This is a genomic window from Fibrobacter succinogenes subsp. succinogenes S85 (assembly GCF_000146505.1).
GTDB classification, from domain to species: domain Bacteria; phylum Fibrobacterota; class Fibrobacteria; order Fibrobacterales; family Fibrobacteraceae; genus Fibrobacter; species Fibrobacter succinogenes.
This window is the reverse complement of record NC_017448.1, coordinates 3,720,179-3,742,577: the sequence shown is the minus strand read 5'-3', so window position 1 is coordinate 3,742,577 and position 22,399 is coordinate 3,720,179. Positions and strand designations below refer to the sequence as shown.

Sequence of the window (22,399 nt, the reverse complement as noted above, 5' to 3'; positions counted from 1 at the left end):
GAGGAATGCCTGTAAGAGGGGCTAGAGAACACCTCTTATTACACATATTTTCTTAAGAAAATAACCACATTGCGCACCCAAGGGAATACAGAGAGTATTCTGTAATAAATCTTTCGAGCGATGGGGATTGGGGGTAATTTTTCCTTATTTTCTTTTTTTAACAGTTCCTTATATTGGCTGAAACGATCTAAATAACGATAGAAACGATATTTTTTACCATATTCTATAAAATTATGAAAGCGATAATTTGAATAATTATCAAAAGAATCATCTAACTTGATCATATTTTCCATGTGTTTTTTTCGTTGCTCTTTTGTCGAATGTTCTCTCAATGTCCACGAGCCACGACTTTGAGTGCGGTAACAAGACATAATTCTGTCTATAAAGAATGGTTTTCCTTCATTTAAACAAAAACGCTGTAATTTAGCATCTCCAGCAGTAGAGTATTTGTAGTAATCTGGCTTATTCCTCTGAATACGAATCAAGAAATCAGTCTTTGTAAAATAACTGGACAAATGAAAATATACATCCGCTTGAGATATTATGCAATAAGCGTATTCATCTTGAGTTATGAATCCTGTTTTAAATTTTTTCCCAGCAGGCATAATCCTTTTTGTTTTCTCACCATTTTCATAAATAACTTGAACCTTGTGTAGGCAAATTGAACATTCTGGATGTTGTTCCATGGCTTCATATTGGAGTTGCAGTTTGTTTGCATCACACCAATAATCATCCCCTTCGCAAAAAGCAACATATTTACCCCTTAAAAAGGGCAACATAATTCGTGCAATGGAGCCATCCCGTTTCGAATATTGATTTTCAGTTTCATAAATTGGCTTGATTATCTTCGGGAACTTGGCCACGTATTCTCTTATGATATCAGCTGTTCGATCTGTAGATGCATCATCATGAACGATAACTTCAAAAGGAAAATCGGTCTCTTGCATTAAAAAACCGTCAAGAGCTTTTGCAATATACGATTCTTGGTTATACGTAATACACCGAACGCTTACCATTGGAGTTGTCCAATTCGTAGGCCATTTTTTCATTATTTCTTCTTGAGTACGCATTTTCAATTTCCCTTTATTGAATTCACGATCTTTTTCACGGATCTTTTTGCCTAGTGATACATTCGTTTTGGAAATGAAGGATAAGGACTATATTTATTTATCAGATCGTCCATGGAGCACTTGTCCAAATTCGCAAAGAATTCGGCGCGTTTGGGGTGTGGATTACTAGAGCGGACTATGCAGGGGTTGCCTTCGATGGCGTATTCCAACTTCGATTCGCATTGAACAATTTTATCAGCAATGGAGTCGAATAGGGTTTTGCCATGATTGGAATTCAGCAGAACAACTGAAGTCCCCTTGTTATCATCCATTTCTGGATGATACATCGTAAAGATACCTCCACTAGACGATTCAAGGCGGATAGAATCATTCTTAGCAAAGGCTGCAACAGTTCTTGGCTCATTAAAACATTCATTAGGATTTGAAACAACATTCGTCCACGGGCAGACTTGCTCACAAGTTCCGCAGAATATACATTTATCAGTATCAATAACAGGACGATAAAAACCTTTATCATCCAATCGCATTGTTATTGCGCTTCGAGCGCAAATGTTCGCACAGGCCGCGCAAGAAGAACAGTTTGAGTCTCTTTCTAATTTCATTTATTTTTCCAAAGCATTCTTAAGCCAATTCAACGAAAATTCACGCATAGTTTCTATTTTTCCTGAATTATACAAGTTCAAGAGAGATTTAAAACGTGCTGATCCACGTTTTTCATTATAGATGCACTTGAATTCCTTACCAAAAATTATCGAGAAAACAGTTCCATGAAAGGAATCCGTCACCACATAAGAAGCGTCACGGAACACGGCTAGCCATTCAGGAATTGTCAAAGTTGATTTGGAATCGGCATGGAATTTTTTGACAATCAGCCCACGAGCTGTAGCCTTTTTTTTGTAAGTTGTGATTACCTCTTCGTTTTCATCCAACACATACACAGCAAGGTATTTTTCGTTACAAACAGGAACTTCTTCGCAAATCGGCAAGTAATCTTCTTTGGTCAATAACAGAGTTGGATCCAAAACCCATGTTGCATCAACACCAAGATGCACTTTGCAAAGTTCTACGCCAGATTCTTCGCGGACACTGATAGCATCGAATTTTTGAGCAAGCTCAGAACACACTTTGGTCTTTTGTGGCGTATACTCCCAAAAATCAACACCAAATGATGCTGCATATGAAATACGCTTCATCGGAAAATCTTTAGCAAATTTAAGAAACATATCTTCAATTCGACAATTATACATAGGACGCCAAACCTGATCAGAGCCAACTATAACAGCATCTGCTTTATATTGAGCAAGAACATTTTTTGAAAGTTTTCGACATAAACCCGTTGTCTTTATGTTTTCAGAAACAAATAAACCAAACAATGAATTTCTAAAGGGAATCTTTCCAATTTTAGCAAAATGTCTTCGTTTCGCCTTAAAGAATAGAAATAAACATGTTTTCATCCAAGAACACAAATAAATCCACCATGGAGTCTGCCTTGGTAGCACATCAACCGTTATCGGAGAATGGTTGTTTCTTATTAATATTTTTTGCAAGGCGTAATTTTGCAAAATACCACCATAATTATTCTCTAATCGTTGCGTTACAATGACTACGTTCATAAAACCAGACCTTTTTGTTAGAAGAGCTTATCTAAAGGAGGATTAACGCCTAAAAATAAAAGGAAGTAAGCCTTTAACTTTATAACACATGTTTGCGATTATTGCAGGGCAATACAAAAAAATATATTCCGACAATTGCGTAGACATCTTTTCTTCCTTTAACCATTTGGATTTAAGGAAAATGATTCTTTTTCGAATGCTTTTAAATTCATCAACATATTCTTTATACGTTTTGTTTATTACTATTTTCCTGTGTAAATTAATCAACGTCCCAAATTCAAATTTCTCGACAACATCTTTTAATTTTTCATCATCTTCTATTAGATTGTACATTTCATGATAAGCATTGCAAATAGTAAGCTGTTTTCTTCCTATTTTTTGATTGCAGACAGAATCATTTCTGACAATATAGTTGTAACACGCACGATTTGTCAACGCCATTTTTCCAGCCATTAAAAAGGCTGAAAAATTAAAAAGAGTATCCTCACACAAATGAATATCTTCCTTAAAGAACAAATTCGATATGAACTTTTTATCGTATAATCCCCATATAGAATTACAATAACGCATGCTGTCAAAATCTTTTTTTTCCATCAAAAAGGCGCCATTTTCATCATAGGACAAGCCGTAATCAAATATTTCACCACATTTCTCCCAAATTGGGCGAACCACACCGGCATCATATAGTTTCATCACGTGAACAAGGTCACGAACATAATCGAGTCCAACCAAATCATCTGCATCTATAAATGTAAAACAATCACCTTGTGATTTTGCAAGACCATAATTTCTCGCTTTTGAAACACCACCATTTTGTTTATGAAATACCTTTATTCTTTGATCATGCGAAGCAAATGAATCACAAATCTTTCCTGAGTCATCCGTTGAGCCGTCATCAACTATAATAATTTCGAGATCTCTATAAGACTGATTCTGAATGCACTCGATAGTGCGTCCCACATAATTCTGCACATTAAAAACTGGGATTATCACACTAACTAACATATTTAGTCTCCTAATTTAATCAATTCCTCGAATTAAGCACAATTGATTCATAAACATTAAACAACGATTTCGCAATACTACTCCATGAAAAAGGGCCATTTTCACAAAAACGTTCTTTTATACACGCACTCAAAATATCCAGATTTATTTTACTCATTTCATTAATCGCCCTACACAGACTGTCAATATTATTTGCTTCGCAAATCATTCCCGTTTTACTATTTTCTATTGTCAATGGAAAATCACCTACATCTGTCGCCAAAACAGGTTTGTTAAATGCAAAAGCGGACATCACACAACCACTCTGCGTCGCCGACAAGTATGGCAAAACAACATACTTACAATGACGAATTAAATTCGCCAATTCATCATTTTCAATAAAACGATTAATAAAAATTACATCCTTAGACAAGTCAGAATCTGTAATGCACAAGTTTCCCTTTCCTGCAATAACTAGTTTTATTCCTTTCGAAGGCAGTTCCGATTTTTCATAAGCCGTCACTAGCACATCAACACCTTTATAAGGTTCAATCCTACCGAAAAATAAAATATAGTTTCCATACATGTTTCGCATTGTTTTGAATGTTGTCAATATATCATAAACACTTAATGAGGAAAAATAGATTCTATTTTTTTTCACATGGTATTTTTTACAAAACGAATCTAGAAGAGCCGTGCTTAAAAGAAGGACGTTTTTATTCGCTCTGTAAAACATCTTTCGTCTAAAGAAATTTTCAAACCAAGATATATTCCCATGGTCAATTGGATCATGAACAGTCAGCAAAGTATACGGAAAAGAATAGATAAATGGAGTTAAAAAAAATATCGTTTTACACGCCGAAGTAACATGAAGTATATCAAAATGGTTCCGACGTATAAAATTTTTTATTTTTTTAGACAATTTGATGCAAGAAAAAAAACTATTATCTGGATTATTTGCAACAAACCATTTCTTTAAATCTATAACATCTTTATACTTTTGAATAGCATTATATTCATTTGCAGAAAAGATCTCACATCTTGAATCAATTTTTTCAATTGAAAAAGCTGAAGATTTTAAAGATTGTGGAGATACAACCAACAGCACATGAACATCAACAAGCGCAGACATTTCTCGAACAAGAGAAATATCTAAATCAAAAAAAGACGGTACAGTAAGATATAGTACTTTCATTTTTCCTACTTTACTTTTTTGTTTGGCACATTTGGCACATATTTGATCAGACAACAAAATAAAACACATTAAATAAAAGAAATGGGCATTAAACAAAATTTGGTCAGTACAAAAGATTCCAAAAAAAATTAAGAAAAAAACATGCGGCCCCTTAATCGACCTCCATTTCCTCACTATATAAAAAATAAAATTTATAACCCCAAACAACCCAAAAGAAATGTACATATATATCAATGCATTTGCATAATTTTTTGAAAGGCCACATGCATTTTCAACAATTGAGAAATTACCTAATTGATTCAGCGTTATTCCGAACATATGTTCCCAGGCATTGAATGCCGACAAATAAGCCAGCGGACCAAACAATCTGTCATCAGAGCTTCCTTTGCTTATCCTAGACAACTTATTCATATTGACCAAAAATATATCAGAAAAAAGGAAATAACAGATGACAATACTCAGGACAATCAAAAACAAAACGCCAATAGCAAGGTACCACTTTGACATACCTATTTTACATAAATGATACACAAGCAATATCCCCAACATAAGAAATCCAGTACTACTACTCGAGCACAAAATTGACAGCGCAAAAAGATAAGTCAAAATATATTTTTTTTGCAACAATGCGATTTGAAAAGCTGGAAGCACATAAATAGAAAAATGTGCTGGTTCAGTAAAAAAAGACGATGGTCTATATACAACAAATGTTTCAACACGTCGATTCAATTCTAGTCCAGGAATAAAGACATCATTTTGAAAAGATCCTGTCAAAAACAAGAAAACCCATTGCCAAATTAAAACTAAGGAAACAACCACACCAAAAAAAAGCACTGTTTTTACAAATACTTTTACATCAATCAAATTAACAACAATGCATAACGGGATAACGCATAAAACAATACTAAACATGTTATGAAAAAACAAGTTTATATCAAACCAAGCATTATCAATTGTAAGATGAACTATCGCACCAAATACAGATATAATTACAATATTTAGTAGAAAAACATATTCTTCCCAAGAAAATTTTTTTTCTTCATTTGAGAAAAAAAGTAATGGAAACAAACATAACCACAATAGAAAGAATGCTAGGGATACACCAGGCAAAAACTTATACACTGCTAAAATTGGCAGAATTGCAATTGTAGCAGAAAACGGGATTCTAAGGTAATTCTGCATAAAGGTTTCAACAGCAAGCATTGTCGTAAACACTTTTCAAATTGCGTCTATACTCACATAAATCATTGTATTCGCCACTAAGTTCTACACACTTTCTTGACATTTTTTCACGAAAAGAATCGTCATTAACAATCTGTGTTAAAAACGCAACTAGCTCCTCATTATTATCGCTTAAAAAGCCATTCTCACCTTGATTAATTATAGAAAGCAAGCCATCAACAGGAGTCGAAACAACGGGAACACCCAAGGCCAAAGCTTCCAAGGCACACATTGGTAACCCCTCCCAACGGGAGGTCATCAGCATCACCTTACTGTCACTTAATATTTTCAAAGGATTAGCTTTAAATCCCAACATAAACACATTCTTATCAAGCAATTTTTCTCTAATAAGATCTGAAGTATCATTCGCTAATTCACCACCGCCAACAATACCACATTTCACATTTGGACATTTCTCTACCAATCTATGTAAAACTTCTATAAGGCGTTCTGTATTTTTTTGGTACGTCAAACGGCCTACAAAGACAACATCATAGTCGTATTCACAAGAATCTTCATTCTTTTTCTTTATCAAGGACTCAACATTTATAACATTCAACAAAATTGAGCTTTTGTTTTTAAACAACTGATGAAAGAAATAGCCGGCAAATGAGCTATCAGAGACCCAAAAAATATGCTTAGCCTTTAGAGCTGCCAGCAAAAACAACACGCTTTTTAAACTTATCGCCCTTGAATCAAAAGCATTATTATGAATATGACAAACAAGAGGAATTGTTCCACACGCAAGCGAGGTAAAAAAAGAAGCTCGCATATCATGGGAATGAACAACATCAGGTTTAAATTCTTTTATCACTTTTTTTAAACAGCTCACAGACATTTTCTTAATAGGAAAAAACTTAATATTTCTTTTTTCCAAAGCCTGTCTAATCGGTCCCTCAAGGCCACAGTACGCCATATTCATGTCATTTCTAAAGACATCAATAATTTGGCATACCACATTTTCTGCGCCAGAAAAACAATTTGTATTTACAACATGCAGCACTTTCATTTATAAATTTCCTTTATATTTCCAAGAATCTTCTGCAGCCCAAATCGTTCAATAGCAATCATATTGTATAATCCAAATTGCTTACGACTCTTTTCATCATCAATCATTTTTTCTAGCGGATCTAAAAGCGTCTTAACATCACCAGGCGAAAAATATAAGCCGCCTTTTTCATTTTGAACAAGATCTACATTTCCGCGAATCTTAGAGCAAATAATAGGAAGACCACTCGCCATAGCTTCCATCATAGACACAGAAAGTCCTTCTCGGAATGACGGAAATACAAATACATCAGCTACTCGATAAAGATTCAAGGCATCTGCCCTATACCCGAGTAAATGGAATCGGGATTCCACACCAAGTTCTTTTGCCAAATTCAGCAAATTGTCTTTTTGGTCTCCAATCCCGGCAATTGCATAATGAGTATTCTTATTGCTGAGTTCTGCAAAAGCCTTCAAGACAACTTGATGATTCTTGTTGACATTTAGTTCACCAATTGAAAGTAGTAACAAGCAATCTTCCGGTACACCAATTGCCTTACGAATATCATTTCTGTTTGCTTGAACAGACTTGATCGCCTCAAGGTCAATACCAACCCCAGGAACATAGCAAACTTTCTTGGCATGTATCTTCTTTTGCGCCAATTCATAATCTTCTTTATTAATGGTAATCAACACATCAGTGTATCTTGCACAGAATTTTTCTACGGGATAATACATCAACCAATTCTTAAGTGGAGCACCCTTAAAGAAATGGAATCCATGCGCAGTATAAATGACTTTCGTACCCTTTTTACGAACATTTCGACACGCAAGTCTTGCGATCATTGACGCATTCGGCGTATGCGTATGAACAATATCGTAGCATTCCGCTTCTACAAGATGTTTGAGCATCTTATAGGCTTTTAAATTGTCCGCGCTGAATGGAGATCGAGAAAAAGGGATGTCGTAAACTTTACAACCAAGTTCATTATACAAAGGATTAATCGGTTTTACCGAACACGATGTTGCAATTTCCACAGAATGGCCTTCCTGCAAAAGCATTTTTATATGCTCAGGGAAAAAATCCATTGTTCCAGAAACAGTTGTTACATAAAGGATTTTCATCTATGCCTTCTTTACCGCAATCTCATTGTATTTCATCATATAGACGCCTTCTTCATAGCAGCCTATATTCTCTTTATTTTCAACACCCTTGAGGTTATTCTCAATCAGGGCCATGTGATTGCAACCGCATTCAAAGGCATGAGGATATCCCCCGCCAAAGCGCGGATTTACCTCAGAGATATAGTATTTGCCATCAATTTCAAAGATGTCAATATCAATCTGTCCAGTGAAGCCGCTTTCTTCTGCAAACTTCTTTACCAACGCAAACAATTCAGGATTTTTGAAAGATACAGCCTTGTCAGTTTCACCGGCGCGCATCACAATCTTTTTCTTGGTGAAGATTGACACAACCTTTTTGCTAATCATGTCAATATACACGTCTGCGCCAATTTCCTGGCCTTTCAAGAATTCCTGAATCATCATTCCTTCGGAATGTGTGCATAGCAAATCAACAGTTTCCTTATCGAAAGCCTTAGATATCGCAATACTAGCACTTCCACAAGCCGGCTTCACAAAAACAGGGTACTGAATTTCGCCTTTTGCCAAATCGGCATAAAATGCGTCACGATCCATATAGGATTTTGCGCAATTGTAGCCATGGTCTTTCAACCAGTTGTACATCTTGAATTTGTCAAGGCTGCGCTCGCATAGCTCCAAACTAGAACCAATGATTTTGACACCAGCATCATCAAACAGCTTGTGATTCTTTGCAAGCAGATTCAGTTCTGGATCAATCAGAGAGAGAACTCCATCAATATGTTCCTTCTTGCAAATGTCAAGAATAATATCAAGATAACCATCAGCCGTAATGCGCGGAACGATGTAATACTTGTCGGCATCAAAAAGCGCCGGAGCAATTTCACTACAATCTGTAGCGACAATCCTACCATCTTTAAAAGTTCTCTTAAAATATTGGACAACCTTATTACGGGTACCACAACTAAGAATCAAGAAATTCATTTTCTACTCCATATCCTTCAAACTGTCGAAAAACAAAGGGGTTCCGCCTGTATGGATAAACAGCACATTTTTCGATTTAATTTTGCGTAACACTAAATAATCATTCATTCCGGCAAAAGCTTTTGCCACATATGTAGAATCCATAGGAATCCCATAATTGAACAAGGCGTTTTTTATCGTTTCCTGAACTAATTGATTTTGACAACCATAGCCATCAACGGTATAATCATCGACAAAAACAACATTTTCTTCAATTTGATTATCTGTAAACGAGATTGATTTAGCTGACAGATATTCCTTGACTGAATCAACAACGACATTTCTGCCTCTTGGATTTTTTCGGGCAATACTGATTCCAATAATTTGGCGATTATCGCCATTCATCATCTTCCCGCATACAAGTCCAGCCTGAGTCGTTCCTGTGCCTGAGGCAAAAAAGATGTAATCAAAGAAAACAGAGTTCTTCTTTTCAAAATCACAAATTTCGTTATAGCAGTCTACATACGCCTGCGTTCCAATATTGCCATGTCCACCACCAGCAATAAAGTAGGGCTTTTTGCCCGCAGCACGGAGATTGAGGATTATTTCATCAATTGTCTTACTAACATCTTTTACAGGACAAACCTTAAATTCAGCACCGAATAAATCCATCAATTGACTATTGAATGTCGGTTTGGAAGCCTCTTCAGGTGCTATAATATAGCAGGGAATGTTTCTTTGCCTCGCCATATTCGATACAACCCGACAGTGATTTGAGCTGCTACTGCCATAAGTCACAATGCAATCGTAATTTCCGGCATCAAACTCCCTAAAAAAGCCGAATGCCTTGCGAGCCTTATTTCCACCAAAAGAAAAAGGTATCAGATCATCTCGCTTAATCCATAGATGATTACCTGCATAATTATCAAGGTTAACTATTGGAGTCTGAAGTACGCTTTCTGTACTCATCAAAGTCCTCCAATGCGTTTAGCGATACTCCGTCATGCGATAGAACAACTTTTACTGTATCAATAATTATTCCTACATCCGTGAGAAACGTAAGATGATCAACATACCAAACATCTAATTCAAACTTTCTTTCCCACGTAATTTCATTTCGACCATGAGCTTGAGCATATCCTGTTAACCCAGGTCTTATACTATGGCGTATTCTTTCGTGTTCGGTGTAATATGGTAAATACTTCACTAATAATGGTCTAGGCCCGATTACGGCCATGTCGCCCTTGAGGATGTTGAACAGTTCCGGAAGTTCGTCGAGACTTGTGCTGCGTAGGAACTTGCCGTAGGCGTTCAGCCGCACGTCGTCAGGGAGCAGGTTGCCGTTGGCATCCTTCTCGTTCGTCATTGTGCGGAACTTGATGAGCTTGAAGATTTTTTCGTTGAGGCCCGGGCGCGGCTGCGTAAAGAACGGGTTGCCCTTCATCTTGATTGCGCCGAGAATCGTGAGTACGACGAGAATCGGGCTCAGGCAGATGATGGCTGCCAGAGCGCAGCAAAAGTCGAGAGGGCGCTTGAAGAAACGGGCGTACATACTTACTCGAAGCATTCCTTGATGGTCTGGATGATGGCGTCCTGCTGTTCGGGGGTCATCTTGTTGTCGCTCGGGAGGCAGAGCCCGCGGGCAAAGATATCGGCACCAACATCTTGGATTCCTCCGGCGATGTAGGCATTCGTGCGGGCGCGACCGTTCCCGTTGGCAGTGATGAATGCGTGGCTCATGTACATGGGCTGCATGTGCATCGGTTTCCAGATGGGGCGACCTTCGGCGTTCATGGCGGCGATGCGCTCGAGGATTTCCGTCGGGCAGCTCTTGCCTTTTTCGTGGATGTAAAGGGCCTCGGTTTCGCCGCGCACCTGCTTGCACATGGCATCCTTGTCGATGATCAGGCAGCTGAGCCAAAAGTTCGGTTCGCTGTTCTCGGCGTCGTAGGGGTTCATCTGCACCGGGAGCCCTTTCAGGCCTTCCTTGTAGCGCATGTAGATGGCCTTTTTCTGAGCGATGTGCTCTTCAAGGTAGGGCATCTGGCCGCGTACCACGCCCGCAATCACATTGCTCATTCGGTAGTTGTAGCCGATTTCCTCGTGCTGGTACCACGGGGCGGCCTCGCGGCTCTGTGTGCTCCACTTGCGCACCTTTTCGGCGTCTTCCTTGCTGTCGGTGAGGAACATGCCGCCGCTACTGCCTGTGATAATCTTGTTTCCGTTGAAGCTGATGGCGCTGTAGTCGCCGAAGTTGCCGGTCTGCTTGCCCTTGTAGCTTGCACCGAAGCTTTCGGCAGCGTCTTCGATGAGGAGGGCGTTGTGTTTTTGGCAGATGGTGCGGATTTCGTCAACGCGGGCCGGGGTTCCGTAGAGGTGTACGAGTACCACCAGGCGCACGTCCGGGTAAATTTCAAAAGCCTTTTCGAGGGCGACCGGGTCCATGTTCCAGGTCTTGTATTCGGTGTCGATGAACACGGCCTCGCCGTTCTCGTAGGCGATGGGGTTCACGGTGGCGTCGAACGTCATGTCGCTGCAGAACACTTTGTGTCCGCGGAGCGAACCTTCGCCCGCCTTGGGCATGCCGTAAAGGGCTTCGCCAGCGAGCTTTGTGCAGAGGTGGAGTGCGGCGGTGCCTGCGGAGAGCGCGACGGCGTACTTGCAGCCGACCTTCTCGGCAGCGAGCCTTTCGACCTCGTTGATGTTCGCGCCGACGGTGCTCATCCAGTTGGTTTCGTAAGCCTCGGTAACGTACTTGATTTCGTCGCCGTGCATCGTGGGGCTAGAGAGCCAGACCTTCTTCTCGAAACGCGTCATGGATTACCGCAACCTCGGGGTAGTTCCGACACATATAAGGTAAGGCGACCGTCGCCCAGACCAGTTATGTCGAATGTTAAACTATTGTTGCAAAAATATAAGTAATATTTCTGTAATTTTGTAGGGTTACTGCTCATTAAATGACAGAAATCTTATTTTTTTGAGTTGGGAGGACTAATAATTTAATCCAAACGCCCATAACGGAATCGTGTTGAGGAACCCGTGCTCAATATCGTCCTTGACGACAAAGCCGTTCTCTACAGATTCTATTTGCCTTTTTTTCTTGTTCTTGCCACCAACCTCGAAGGTCATGCCGTCTATCAAAAAATCAGAAACAGGCGAAGAAGCCACGCGGTTGTTTACCCGCATCAAGGAAAGGAATGCAGTTTCCCGTAAGTTCCCAATATCGGGTTTGCCATCCGATTGAGAGCAACAAAGAGTCGGGTTCGAAAGATAAATCTTGTCTATTTTTTCAAGGAGCGCCATCTTATCGTCGGCGTGCGTGCGTCACAATTTCTTGAAGCGAAACAGGTTTAATTTCGGTACCGCTTGTAAAATTCAGGAACTTTGCGGAATAAATTCTACAATTTTTCACAATTTTTGCTGAATACAATCCGCATTTTTGTTAAAAACTGCGGATTATAGACCTCGTTTAGAGCAAAACATCAAACCATCAGTTTCCAAAGCTTTTATAAAGTTTTCTCTTGACACGTAAGCGAAAATAGTGTATATTCGTGCAGTAGCACAAAAGTGCATATTTTGGAGATTTTATGATTGAGCGAATTCGAGGCGTTTTGGTGCAGAAATCCCCCACGTTTGTGGTTGTGGAGTGCGCGGGAGTCGGTTACGGCGTCAATATTTCGGCTTTTACGGCAGGCAAGCTGCCCGAAGAGGGCGCCGAAGTCATTTTGCACACGAACCTCGTGGTGCGCGAAGATTCCATGACGCTTTTTGGATTTGCGGATACGACCGAAAAGAACCTGTTCCTGATGCTTTTGGAGGTCAACGGAGTCGGGCCGAAGCTCGCACAGCGGATTCTGAGCGGAAGCACACCGGCAGACCTTTTGAACATGATTGCAAGCGACAACAAGTCCGCACTCGGGAAAATCAAGGGACTTGGCAAAAAGACCTGCGAACAGATGACATTAACGCTCAAGGAAAAGGCCTCGAACATGCTGCAGGCGCTCGGCGATGTTGAGGGTAGCGGGATTACGAGTGTCGGAGCGCTGACGGGAGCAAAGCTCGAGGCGGTATTGGCACTGCATACGCTCGGGGTGAAGGATCCGGCGGCAGAAAAGGCTGTCGTGAAGGCGGTTGAGGTTCTTGGGGACGGGGCGGATGCTGCCGCACTCATACCGGAGGCGCTCAAGTATTTGTAAAAGGCGACCCCGGCACGAAGGCCGGGTGACAACGCAGGTATAATATGGAAGATCAGCGTATAATTTCACCGCAGAAGTGTTCTTTTGACGAGGGCGATACCGACCGCAACTTGCGACCGCCTAGTTTGAGCGAATTTACAGGCCAAGACGACATCAAGGAAAGCCTTTCTATCGCCATTGAAGCGGCCAAACAGCGCGGCGATGCGCTTGACCATTGCTTGTTTGCAGGCCCTCCGGGACTCGGCAAGACAACGCTTTCGAGCATTATCGCCAAGGAGATGGGCGTCAACATCCATATCACAAGCGGCCCCGTGCTCGAAAAAGCAAGCGACCTTGCAGGACTCCTCACAAGCCTACAAGAGAACGACATCTTGTTTATCGACGAGATCCACCGATTGAACCGCGTGGTCGAAGAGTACCTCTACCCCGCTATGGAAGATTTTCGCCTCGACATCATGCTGGATTCCGGACCAGCAGCAAGAAGCGTGAACCTCCCCCTCAAGCATTTTACGCTCGTAGGCGCCACCACCCGCAGCGGGCTTTTGACCGGGCCGCTCCGTGACCGTTTCGGGCTGCAGTACCGCCTGGAACTGTACAACGAAAAAGATATTGTCAAGATTTTAATGCGTAGCGCACGCATTTTAGGTGTAGAACTCTCGGAAGAAGCGGCCAAGATTCTTGGCGGGCGGTGCCGCGGGACGCCACGAGTGGCGAACCGCGTGCTCAGGCGATGCCGAGACGTGGCACAGGTGCGCGGAACGGGAGTCATCGACGAACGAGCAGCGCTCAAGACGCTCGAAATGCTCGGCATCGACAGCGAGGGTCTCGACCCGACCGACCGCAAGATTCTCGCCATGATGATAGACAAGTTCAATGGCGGACCTGTGGGACTTGGCACCATCAGCGCCGCCATGGGCGAAGAACCGGATACGCTTGAAGAAGTCTACGAGCCGTACCTGCTCCAGAAGGGGCTTATTTCACGCACACCGCGCGGCCGCATCGCCACGCTGAATGCGTACAGGATGCTCCACAAGCCGCTTCCTAAGTCTCTGTTCAGCGAACAGACGGAACTTGAGCTGTAAAGACTAAGCGAGATTCAATCAGCAACTGCTAAAATTTCAACAAATCTCTCGTCTCTCGTCTCTACTCTCTAGTCTAAATAGCTACATTTACGGCGTTCAAATTTAAACAAGGATTAACAATGAGCAAGAATTACAAGATTGCAGTGCTTCCGGGCGACGGTATCGGTCCGGAAGTCATGAAAGAAGCTGTCCGCGTGTTGGACGTTGTTTCCAAGAAGTTCGGTTTCGACGTGAACGCCGAATGGGCAAATGTCGGTGGTGCCGCATACGACGAAAGCGGTTCTCCGCTTCCGGAAAGCACCCTCAAGCTCGGTGAAGCTTCTGACTGTATTCTTTTCGGTTCTGTCGGTGGCCCGAAGTGGGAACACCTTCCGCCGAACCTCCAGCCGGAACGCGGTGCTCTCCTCCCGCTCCGCAAGCACTTCAAGCTTTTCTGCAACCTCCGCCCGGCCCGCGTTTACAAGGAACTCGCAGGCGCATGCCCGCTCCGCGCTGACATCGTCGGCGACGGTTTCAACATCCTCACCGTCCGCGAACTGACGGGTGACGTTTACTTTGGCCAGCCGAAGGGCCGCGAAGGCGTTCCGGGCTCCAAGGAAGAAATCGGCTTTGACACCATGAAGTACAGCCGCTACGAAGTTGAACGCATTGCCCGCTTCGCTTTCGACGCCGCTATGCTCCGCAACAAGAAGGTCGCTTCTATCGATAAGGCCAACGTGCTCACCACGAGCGTGCTCTGGCGCGAAGTCGTGAACGAAGTCATCAAGGACTATCCGGAACTCACTCTCGAACACCTCTACGTGGACAACGCTGCTATGCAGCTCCTCAAGCGCCCGCGTGAATTCGACGTGCTCCTCTGCCCGAACCTCTTCGGCGACATCCTCACCGACGAATGCGCAATGCTCACCGGTTCCATGGGCCTCCTCCCGTCCGCTTCTATCGCCGAAGGTTCCTTCGGTCTCTACGAACCGGCCGGTGGTTCTGCTCCGGACATCGCAGGCAAGGGTATTGCAAACCCGCTCGCACAGATCCTCTCCGTGGCCCTCATGCTCCGCTACACCTTCAAGGAAGAAGAAGCGGCCAAGGCTATCGAAGCTGCTTGCGAAAAGGTCATCGCTCAGGGCTACCGCACTGGCGATATCTACCAGGAAGGCTGCACTAAGGTCGGCACGACTGGTATGGGTGATGCTATCATCAAGGCTCTCGCTTAATGACATTGTCATTCCCGGCTTGACCGGGAATCTCCCTTCTTTAAAGGAAAAGCGACCGGATTTCTCCGGCCGCTTTTTTTCTCTCCTTACATTCCTATCGTTTTTTACTTTACTTGAAGAGCGTCTATAAACCTGTTTATATAATCAATGGCGCTGTCGCTATCAGGATATTGTTCTTTCCACACGTTTAGTTCATCAACAAAGAATTCCCTAATCGGATTCTCCGTTGAAAGCGTGCCCTTGTTGCCAAACGCATTTGCAACCTGCAATGGCGATGCATAGGACGACCACTCAATAATCAAATTCTCTAGCAGGTTATTGACAATTTGGTGGTCTTGATTACGAACATATTCTCTTTTGTCAAAATCAAAAGTTTCGCCAGAAAGCCCAACTGCACTCATGATTTCTTTATCGGCACGTTCCTTGGCATCGGCCAAACTGCGACCCGAGCGGACTAAACGGTGCAAACGAAAAGTTTCCAAAAACGTCATCGCGTTTATATCAACGGTCCTTGACTTTCTCAAATCAACAATCACGCTATACGTCGCTACAAAGCGGTCTCTTTCGTGATCATACAAATCAAAAGACCAGGAACCGTTCCATTGCCAAGATTCGCTTTCCGCATACGGAGCGAGTTCAATTTTCACATACGGGCCACGAAGTGAGACATGGTCAAACGCAAACTCACCCGTAGAGCCATCGCAGCGACTATAGAACACCACTCCCGTTGTATCCAAGGTAACGGAATCCAGTTCCGCCATCCTTACCATGGTACCCGCATCCGCCACACGTCGCAACATCGTTGAATTTGTTGCGGTCGATGCAGATAGATGCGAGGCATGGCCTTCGACCGTGATATTGTCAAGAGCTACGCGATTATCTTGTTCACTCAGGGCAGGATCCGTCACCAAATCACCGACATCCGAGCAAGCAGTCAACGTTACAGCCACCAACATGGCATAAGCAATTTTAGAAACCTTCATATTTCACCCCAACTCGTTTTTATGATTCAATTACGATTCAATTATTTAACGACATGCAATGAGCATATAGAGAATCAGCGATTGCGCTAGCATCCTGGTAGGACATTGCAAGCCTATCATTGAATTCTGCCATGAATTCAGTATACTCAAGCGTTTCACTTGTCGTACCGTCAGTACACATAACCTCATGAGGAATCGGGTTGTCGCAAGGCTTTTCCCTTATGGACATTTTCTTGTCAAAGAAAGCAACCAATTCTTGTGTTGTGCTTTCAAAACAAGCCTTCGCTGGTTCGGAAAGGGAATCAACACCATCGCCAAGATTTTGCATTAAGTAATAATAACTGCTGAAAACACTATCTCCTTTTAAAACATCTATTCTATCATCTGCATAATCACATTCACAGACGGAACTCATCACAGAAACGGGTTCACAATCCGTTCTGACTGGATGAAGGTTGTTTGTAGGAACTCTAGGCGTATTATAGCGACTTATCCCTGCAATCTTAAAATCCTTTTCAAAACCTTCTTTATAAAAATATCCATCAAGCACAAAACGGAAACCCTTTAAATGGGAAACGACATCATAATTCGATGGATAAATTTTTCCAGGAACCCGGCCATGACTTGCATTAAATGTAAAATTGTCCCATGAAAAGCATAGTTCCCTAACACTTGTATCTGTCTTAGAAACAGTTCCCATACCGCATATATAATCATCGTAAACAGTGGCATCCATCAGTGCAGCAAGCGAATCATCAGGGATAAGTTGCAACAAGTAAAAGTGACCCGAATACGAAATGCAAATGCCGCCCATATCGCGAGCATCAACACTTTCAAACTTTCCGGATGCATCTTTACCGGCAAGATAAAATTCAAAATGAAGTTCTCTACGTTGATTTTTACGATAATAATCACTATTAGGAATATCATTTGTTCCCATAAACAGCGCTGTTCCGCACAAACTACCGCCACAACTATCAATCACGTCGGCAAGCGCCATCGAATCATATTCTGTAGTTGCGTTCCCAGGCCATTTCATAACAATATGAGCATCTTCAGGATATGTTTTCACCGTCCAAATACCCGAAGTATTCGTCCCATTATCATAACCAGTACGCACGCGATAGCCCGTTGTCGGGCCCCACATTTCAGGAGACCATATGCAGCCTTTTTCAATGGCTTCCAAGGAATCCGTCACGCCCATCACGCTGCACAGCACAGGCGTGTTTGGCATTACATTATTTCCCATGTTCGGAACGCTCGTCGAGCCCGAAACTGGAGAAGCGTTATCGGAGCATGCGGCAAACAAAAGAGCACCGAGAGCAAACAAACTATAAAGCTTTTTCATACTAAGCCACCTCATCTTTTTTTAATTTCCAAGTTAGCGGGAACAGTTGCATATTCAAATGATAGATTTGATCGGCATCTTCTGTTTCCGAAGCCATTGCGGCAATCTTTTTGCGGAACGCATCGATTTCTTGTGCAATACGTTCGTAACATTCGCGATTGACCGTAAGGGTCACGCTTGACACGCTACGCTCTTGCGGTTCAAAGCGTTCGATAGATTCACTGGCAAGTCGCAACATTTGGCGTTGCATCGAGTGTACGGCATAGGCCATGCCTTCCTTTGACGCGGTCACGTTCTTTTCGGTCTGTCGATACGAGCCGTCCGCACTTTTTTTCAGGAATCCCGCTTTCGTCAGGAACTCTAGCGACTTGCTGACTTCGGCAGCGGAGATTTCGTTGCAGCACGTTTTCGCCATCTGCCCTGGGGTGGCCCCACTCATCATCGGTGCAAGTTCGCGAACGACCTGATTTTTCCAGCCATCGAAATATTCAACAGCCTCCTTATCGACGACGCGTACTTTAAATTCAAGCGCAATTTGGCGCATTTCTTTCCAATACGGCTTTTTAGCTTCATCGTCCTTGGCATTGCAAAAATTGACGAGAGCAATAAAGTAGTTTGCTTCAAAACCCGCAAGCCCCATTGCCGAAATCATGCGGTTCATCGACACTCGGCTCAAATTGCTCTTGCCTTCGCTCACAAGTCGCAAGTAAGTCGGTGAAGAAAACCCCGCGAGTTTCGCAAATTCCCGCCAGGAGAAATACGAAGTCCGCTTTTGATCTTCGTAGAAATCCTTGATCAAGGGATGGTAATCTTTATATTCTATTATCGGTTTCATGTTACCAAATATACCCTATTTACAGGTTTCTATGACACAAAACACGCGTTTTTAGTCAAAAATCAATGTCAAAAATAAAATTTTTTCGTATATGACACAGTATAAAGCTTTTGAAATACAAGAAACCGATCCCCGAACAAGTCGGGGATGACAAGCAAAAGAGGGGATGCCCGCTCGGTGGCGGGCATGACAGTTCAAAAAAAACACCCTGCCGCGAGGCAAGGTGCATTCTGAATAAAGTTCAGCGAACGAATTAAGCGTTCTTCGTGAAGTCCACGTATGCCTTGAGCACGTCGAGGAAGACTTCGTCCGGAGTGTTGTCGCCAACGATGTGGCTGATGATCTTCGGATCGTACTTTTCGAGAACCTTAGCGGTGGATTCCTTGTAAACCTTGAGACGGTTCTTGATGACGTTTTCGTCAGCGTCGTCCTTACGGCCTTCGATCTTGGCGCGGTTGAGGAGGCGGGCAACGATAGTAGCTTCGTCCTTGATGTCGAGAACGAAGATGTGCTTCACGTCAACGATCGGCTTGATGAGATCGACCTGGGCAACCGTGCGAGGAATACCATCGAGGAGGAGGGTGTCCTTTTCCGGGTTGAGCTTGTTCGTGTTCACGAGACCTTCAACAAAGCGGCCGAAGATTTCAACGGTAGCTTCGTCCGGGACGAGGAGGCCCTTGCTGGAGTAAGAAGCAAGGAGCTTGCCGGATTCGCTAGACGGAGCGATGCCACGGAAGATGTCGCCCGTGGAGAGGTGCTTGAGAGCGGTCGTAGCGGCGAGCTTTGCGCCCACAGTACCCTTGCCAGAACCCGGTGCACCGAAGATAAGAACTGCAGAAATCTGAGACATTTATAACCTCATAGGTTGATTGTTAATTTTCGCGACAAATATAGCTATTTAGACGAAAGACGAAAGACGAGAGACGAAAGAAGTAGGCTACGATTTTATCTTCTCGCACTTGAACGAGAGTTTGCCGTTTTCAACGCCCACGTAAATCGTGGAGAAGTCCGTCATCGTCCCGAGCAAAAGCCCTTCGGCGATTTCGTCTTCCACCAGATTCTGGATGGAGCGGCGAATCGGGCGTGCCCCCAGCGAAGCATCGTAATTGTGGTTTACGACAAATTCCTTTGCTTCCTGGCTCATTTCCAAGAGGATACCGCGGTCGGAAAGGTTCTTCTGCAAGAATCCCATCTGGATGTCCACGACAGAAACGAGGTCCTTCTTCGAGAGGGCGCGGAACACAATCTGTTCGTCCACGCGGTTCAAAAATTCCGGCGAGAACACGCGCTTAACTTCTTCACGAATGGCGGTTTCCATGCGTTCGTAATCGTCCGTCTCGCCCATCTTGGTAAAGCCCATGCCACTGCTATGGCGGACTTCACGGGCTCCAGCGTTACTCGTCATGATGATAATCGTATTCTTGAAGTTGATCTTGCGGCCATAGCTATCCGTCAAAATGCCATCGTCCAAAATCTGGAGGAGCAAGTTGTATATGTCCGGATGAGCCTTTTCAATTTCGTCAAGCAGCACCACAGAATACGGATGCTTGCGCACCTTTTCGCTCAGCTGGCCACCGCCATCTTCAAAGCCCACGTATCCCGGAGGAGCGCCAATCAAGCGGCTCACACTATGCTTTTCCATGTATTCGCTCATGTCAATACGCACAAGCGAATCTTCGCTGCCGAAAAGTTCCTTGCAAAGCACCTTCGCGAGTTCCGTCTTGCCGACACCCGTCGGTCCCAAGAAGAGGAAGCTTCCCATAGGGCGCTTGTTGTTGCGAATGCCTGCACGACTACGGCGGATAGACTTCACAATCGCATCAACGGCCTGATCCTGGCCAATCACGCGCTGCTTGATTTCATCGCCGAGGTGGATGAGCTTTTGCGCTTCTTCGCCACCGAGTCTGCGGACCGGGATTCCCGTCATCTTACTGATGACGTCACGGATAACGTTGTCATCGACAACCGGCGTTTCGGATTCTTCGCTCTGCAGCTGCTTTTTGCGTTCGGCAATGCTGTTCTGCAATTCTTCTTCGCGGGCGCGGAGCTGGGCCGCCGAAGTGTAATCCTGGTTGGCTACCGCTTCTTCCTTTTTCTGGAGGCAGACACCAAGCTCGTCTTCCATGTTCTGCAAGTCCTGCGGAATCTTGATGGAATTCAGGCGCACGCGAGCACCTGCTTCATCAAGCACGTCAATCGCCTTATCTGGCAAGAAGCGTTCGCTGATGTAGCGTTCACCAAGTTCAACAGCGGCACGCACGGCATCCGGCGTGTAATGAACATTGTGATGTTGTTCATACTTCGGGCGGAGACCTTCGAGAATCTGGATAGAATCTTCGACCGTCGGCGGATTCACAATAATCGTCTGGAAGCGACGTTCAAGAGCCGGATCCTTCTCGATGTACTTGCGGTATTCATCAAAAGTCGTAGCGCCAATGCACTGGAGTTCGCCACGTGCAAGAGCGGGCTTAAAGATGTTTGATGCATCAAGGCTGCCTTCGGAGCCGCCTGCGCCCACAATCGTGTGGAGTTCATCGATAAAGAGAATCACGGAATTGCCCACGCGCTGGAGTTCCATGATGAGGCCCTTCACGCGTTCTTCGAACTGGCCACGATACTTTGTACCGGCCACCATGGCGGCAACGTCAAGCGTCACCACGCGCTTGTTCGCCAAGAGGTCCGGAATCTTGCGCTGCACAATCTTGAGAGCAAGGCCTTCGATAATCGCAGTCTTGCCCACGCCCGGTTCGCCAATGAGCGCCGGATTGTTCTTTTTGCGACGGCAAAGGATCTGGATCAAGCGTTCAATTTCTGCTTCACGGCCGATAATCGGATCGAGCTTGCCTGCGCGAGCCATCGCCGTGAGGTCACGACCGAAATGTTCAAGAATCGGCGTCTTGGAACGGGACTGCGGATTCGCCTGACGAGTTTGCGTATAACGTTCACGCGGTTCATCTTCGGGCTGACCTTCATCCATCGGCTGTCCGTCAGCCTGGCGCTTGATTTGCATCAGCATTTCCTGATAGTTTTCAAACGTCACGTTGTACGTCGAGAGCGTTGCTGCCGCCGGAGAATCGGTCTGCTGCAAAATCGCAAGCATCAAGTGTTCGGGGCCAATGAACTGGACGCCTTCTTCCTTGGCAATCTTCGCGGCATTGTAAAGCACCGCCTTGCACTGTCCCGTAAATGTCAAAAGACCGCCGTGAGAATCGCCACCGACCGTCATGAGGCCGCCGTTCGTACTCAGCGCACGCTGGATGGTCTCACTGAGTTCCGTCAGGTTGACCTTCAAAGCCTTGAGCGTTTCCGAGGCAACACCAGAATCCTCGCGAACAAGACCAAACAAAAGGTGTTCTACCGTTACGCAGTCGCTCCCTAAATTGCGGGCCGCAATACGTGCCGCCTGCAGCGCTGCTTTTGCCTTAGCTGAAAAAATACCGTTGATATCTGCCATATTTGCTTTTGTCTTTCCCGCCGCTGAGCGGGAATCTCCTATTCATTCTCTTATCACGCTCAAAAGATAGTTACTAAACATAGGCATGAGGTCGCACCTACGGTGCTCTGGGCTATGAGCACGGCACTTCGTGCCTTTGAGGTTTTAATTGTCAAG

General features: G+C 44.0%; 20 protein-coding genes. 3 read left to right on the top strand and 17 right to left on the bottom strand.

The window, feature by feature from the left end; all coding sequences use genetic code 11:
• Window positions 1–38 precede the first annotated feature (38 nt).
• The 12 genes from FSU_RS15330 to FSU_RS15275 all read right to left on the bottom strand — a co-directional run bounded on the left by FSU_RS15330 (window position 39) and on the right by FSU_RS15275 (window position 12,437).
• Entirely contained in the window at window positions 39–1,070 is a 1,032-nt protein-coding gene (locus FSU_RS15330) for a glycosyltransferase family 2 protein (RefSeq protein ID WP_015732369.1), read from the bottom strand.
• 50 nt (window positions 1,071–1,120) lie between these two features.
• Window positions 1,121–1,672: a 4Fe-4S dicluster domain-containing protein gene (locus FSU_RS15325; protein WP_014547255.1), complete on the bottom strand. Its 552-nt coding sequence runs from the start codon at window positions 1,670–1,672 to the stop codon at window positions 1,121–1,123.
• Entirely contained in the window at window positions 1,673–2,683 is a 1,011-nt protein-coding gene (locus tag FSU_RS15320; RefSeq protein ID WP_014547254.1) for a polysaccharide pyruvyl transferase family protein, read from the bottom strand.
• 42 nt (window positions 2,684–2,725) lie between these two features.
• Window positions 2,726–3,688, bottom strand: coding sequence for a glycosyltransferase family 2 protein (locus tag FSU_RS15315; RefSeq protein ID WP_014547253.1), 963 nt, complete (start codon window positions 3,686–3,688; stop codon window positions 2,726–2,728).
• A 19-nt stretch (window positions 3,689–3,707) separates the two neighbouring features.
• A complete protein-coding gene (locus FSU_RS16020) occupies window positions 3,708–6,065 on the bottom strand; it encodes a glycosyltransferase family 4 protein (RefSeq protein WP_049858434.1) in 2,358 nt (785 codons plus the stop codon).
• A complete protein-coding gene (locus FSU_RS15305; RefSeq protein ID WP_014547251.1) occupies window positions 6,052–7,092 on the bottom strand; it encodes a glycosyltransferase in 1,041 nt (346 codons plus the stop codon). Before FSU_RS15305 ends, FSU_RS16020 begins: the two co-directional genes overlap by 14 nt.
• A complete protein-coding gene (locus FSU_RS15300; RefSeq protein WP_014547250.1) occupies window positions 7,089–8,195 on the bottom strand; it encodes a glycosyltransferase family 4 protein in 1,107 nt (368 codons plus the stop codon). Before FSU_RS15300 ends, FSU_RS15305 begins: the two co-directional genes overlap by 4 nt.
• Window positions 8,196–9,155, bottom strand: coding sequence for an ATP-grasp domain-containing protein (locus tag FSU_RS15295; protein WP_015732366.1), 960 nt, complete (start codon window positions 9,153–9,155; stop codon window positions 8,196–8,198).
• 3 nt (window positions 9,156–9,158) lie between these two features.
• Window positions 9,159–10,103: a 1-aminocyclopropane-1-carboxylate deaminase/D-cysteine desulfhydrase gene (locus FSU_RS15290; RefSeq protein WP_014547249.1), complete on the bottom strand. Its 945-nt coding sequence runs from the start codon at window positions 10,101–10,103 to the stop codon at window positions 9,159–9,161.
• Window positions 10,066–10,686, bottom strand: coding sequence for a sugar transferase (locus tag FSU_RS15285; protein WP_014547248.1), 621 nt, complete (start codon window positions 10,684–10,686; stop codon window positions 10,066–10,068). Before FSU_RS15285 ends, FSU_RS15290 begins: the two co-directional genes overlap by 38 nt.
• A 2-nt stretch (window positions 10,687–10,688) precedes the next feature.
• Window positions 10,689–11,951 carry a DegT/DnrJ/EryC1/StrS family aminotransferase gene (locus FSU_RS15280; RefSeq protein WP_014547247.1) on the bottom strand — a complete coding sequence of 421 codons (1,263 nt, stop codon included), beginning with the start codon at window positions 11,949–11,951 and terminating at the stop codon, window positions 10,689–10,691.
• A gap of 174 nt (window positions 11,952–12,125) precedes the next feature.
• Window positions 12,126–12,437 (bottom strand): hypothetical protein, encoded by a 312-nt coding sequence (locus FSU_RS15275; protein ID WP_014547246.1) that lies wholly within the window; start codon window positions 12,435–12,437, stop codon window positions 12,126–12,128.
• Window positions 12,438–12,721: 284 nt separating this feature from the next.
• On the opposite strand from FSU_RS15275, the gene ruvA reads away from it, so the two are divergent.
• The 3 genes from ruvA to leuB all read left to right on the top strand — a co-directional run bounded on the left by ruvA (window position 12,722) and on the right by leuB (window position 15,623).
• A complete protein-coding gene (gene ruvA, locus FSU_RS15270; RefSeq protein WP_015732365.1) occupies window positions 12,722–13,330 on the top strand; it encodes a Holliday junction branch migration protein RuvA in 609 nt (202 codons plus the stop codon).
• 44 nt (window positions 13,331–13,374) lie between these two features.
• Window positions 13,375–14,412 (top strand): Holliday junction branch migration DNA helicase RuvB, encoded by a 1,038-nt coding sequence (gene ruvB, locus FSU_RS15265; protein ID WP_014547245.1) that lies wholly within the window; start codon window positions 13,375–13,377, stop codon window positions 14,410–14,412.
• A gap of 119 nt (window positions 14,413–14,531) precedes the next feature.
• Complete coding sequence (gene leuB, locus FSU_RS15260) at window positions 14,532–15,623, top strand: 3-isopropylmalate dehydrogenase (RefSeq protein ID WP_014547244.1); 1,092 nt, start codon at window positions 14,532–14,534, stop codon at window positions 15,621–15,623.
• Between the two features lie 104 nt (window positions 15,624–15,727).
• On the opposite strand, the gene FSU_RS15255 is transcribed toward leuB, so the two are convergent.
• From FSU_RS15255 to FSU_RS15235, 5 genes are all read right to left on the bottom strand, one after another.
• The gene (locus FSU_RS15255) at window positions 15,728–16,606 is read right to left on the bottom strand and encodes a hypothetical protein (RefSeq protein WP_014547243.1); all 879 of its coding nucleotides are present in this window, start codon (window positions 16,604–16,606) and stop codon (window positions 15,728–15,730) included.
• A 37-nt stretch (window positions 16,607–16,643) separates the two neighbouring features.
• Window positions 16,644–17,954: a hypothetical protein gene (locus tag FSU_RS15250; RefSeq protein WP_014547242.1), complete on the bottom strand. Its 1,311-nt coding sequence runs from the start codon at window positions 17,952–17,954 to the stop codon at window positions 16,644–16,646.
• A gap of 1 nt (window position 17,955) precedes the next feature.
• Window positions 17,956–18,789 (bottom strand): TIGR02147 family protein, encoded by an 834-nt coding sequence (locus FSU_RS15245; protein WP_014547241.1) that lies wholly within the window; start codon window positions 18,787–18,789, stop codon window positions 17,956–17,958.
• 253 nt (window positions 18,790–19,042) lie between these two features.
• Window positions 19,043–19,639, bottom strand: a complete 597-nt coding sequence (locus FSU_RS15240) for an adenylate kinase family protein (RefSeq protein WP_014547240.1) — start codon at window positions 19,637–19,639, stop codon at window positions 19,043–19,045.
• Between the two features lie 87 nt (window positions 19,640–19,726).
• Window positions 19,727–22,243: an ATP-dependent Clp protease ATP-binding subunit gene (locus tag FSU_RS15235; protein ID WP_014547239.1), complete on the bottom strand. Its 2,517-nt coding sequence runs from the start codon at window positions 22,241–22,243 to the stop codon at window positions 19,727–19,729.
• Window positions 22,244–22,399 lie beyond the last annotated feature (156 nt).

Bases quoted from the DNA above. Each gene is read 5' to 3' on its own strand.
- FSU_RS15330 (WP_015732369.1), bottom strand. From the start codon at position 1,070: ATGCGTACTCAAGAAGAAATAATGAAAAAATGGCCTACGAATTGGACA.
- FSU_RS15285 (WP_014547248.1), bottom strand. From the start codon at position 10,686: ATGTACGCCCGTTTCTTCAAGCGCCCTCTCGACTTTTGCTGCGCTCTG.
- FSU_RS15245 (WP_014547241.1), bottom strand. From the start codon at position 18,789: ATGAAACCGATAATAGAATATAAAGATTACCATCCCTTGATCAAGGAT.
- FSU_RS15305 (WP_014547251.1), bottom strand. From the start codon at position 7,092: ATGAAAGTGCTGCATGTTGTAAATACAAATTGTTTTTCTGGCGCAGAA.
- FSU_RS15240 (WP_014547240.1), bottom strand. From the start codon at position 19,639: ATGTCTCAGATTTCTGCAGTTCTTATCTTCGGTGCACCGGGTTCTGGC.
- FSU_RS15320 (WP_014547254.1), bottom strand. From the start codon at position 2,683: ATGAACGTAGTCATTGTAACGCAACGATTAGAGAATAATTATGGTGGT.
- FSU_RS15275 (WP_014547246.1), bottom strand. From the start codon at position 12,437: ATGGCGCTCCTTGAAAAAATAGACAAGATTTATCTTTCGAACCCGACT.
- FSU_RS15295 (WP_015732366.1), bottom strand. From the start codon at position 9,155: ATGAATTTCTTGATTCTTAGTTGTGGTACCCGTAATAAGGTTGTCCAA.
- ruvA (WP_015732365.1), top strand. From the start codon at position 12,722: ATGATTGAGCGAATTCGAGGCGTTTTGGTGCAGAAATCCCCCACGTTT.
- FSU_RS15235 (WP_014547239.1), bottom strand. From the start codon at position 22,243: ATGGCAGATATCAACGGTATTTTTTCAGCTAAGGCAAAAGCAGCGCTG.
- FSU_RS15250 (WP_014547242.1), bottom strand. From the start codon at position 17,954: ATGAAAAAGCTTTATAGTTTGTTTGCTCTCGGTGCTCTTTTGTTTGCC.
- leuB (WP_014547244.1), top strand. From the start codon at position 14,532: ATGAGCAAGAATTACAAGATTGCAGTGCTTCCGGGCGACGGTATCGGT.
- ruvB (WP_014547245.1), top strand. From the start codon at position 13,375: ATGGAAGATCAGCGTATAATTTCACCGCAGAAGTGTTCTTTTGACGAG.
- FSU_RS15325 (WP_014547255.1), bottom strand. From the start codon at position 1,672: ATGAAATTAGAAAGAGACTCAAACTGTTCTTCTTGCGCGGCCTGTGCG.
- FSU_RS15280 (WP_014547247.1), bottom strand. From the start codon at position 11,951: ATGACGCGTTTCGAGAAGAAGGTCTGGCTCTCTAGCCCCACGATGCAC.
- FSU_RS15300 (WP_014547250.1), bottom strand. From the start codon at position 8,195: ATGAAAATCCTTTATGTAACAACTGTTTCTGGAACAATGGATTTTTTC.
- FSU_RS15315 (WP_014547253.1), bottom strand. From the start codon at position 3,688: ATGTTAGTTAGTGTGATAATCCCAGTTTTTAATGTGCAGAATTATGTG.
- FSU_RS16020 (WP_049858434.1), bottom strand. From the start codon at position 6,065: ATGCTTGCTGTTGAAACCTTTATGCAGAATTACCTTAGAATCCCGTTT.
- FSU_RS15255 (WP_014547243.1), bottom strand. From the start codon at position 16,606: ATGAAGGTTTCTAAAATTGCTTATGCCATGTTGGTGGCTGTAACGTTG.
- FSU_RS15290 (WP_014547249.1), bottom strand. From the start codon at position 10,103: ATGAGTACAGAAAGCGTACTTCAGACTCCAATAGTTAACCTTGATAAT.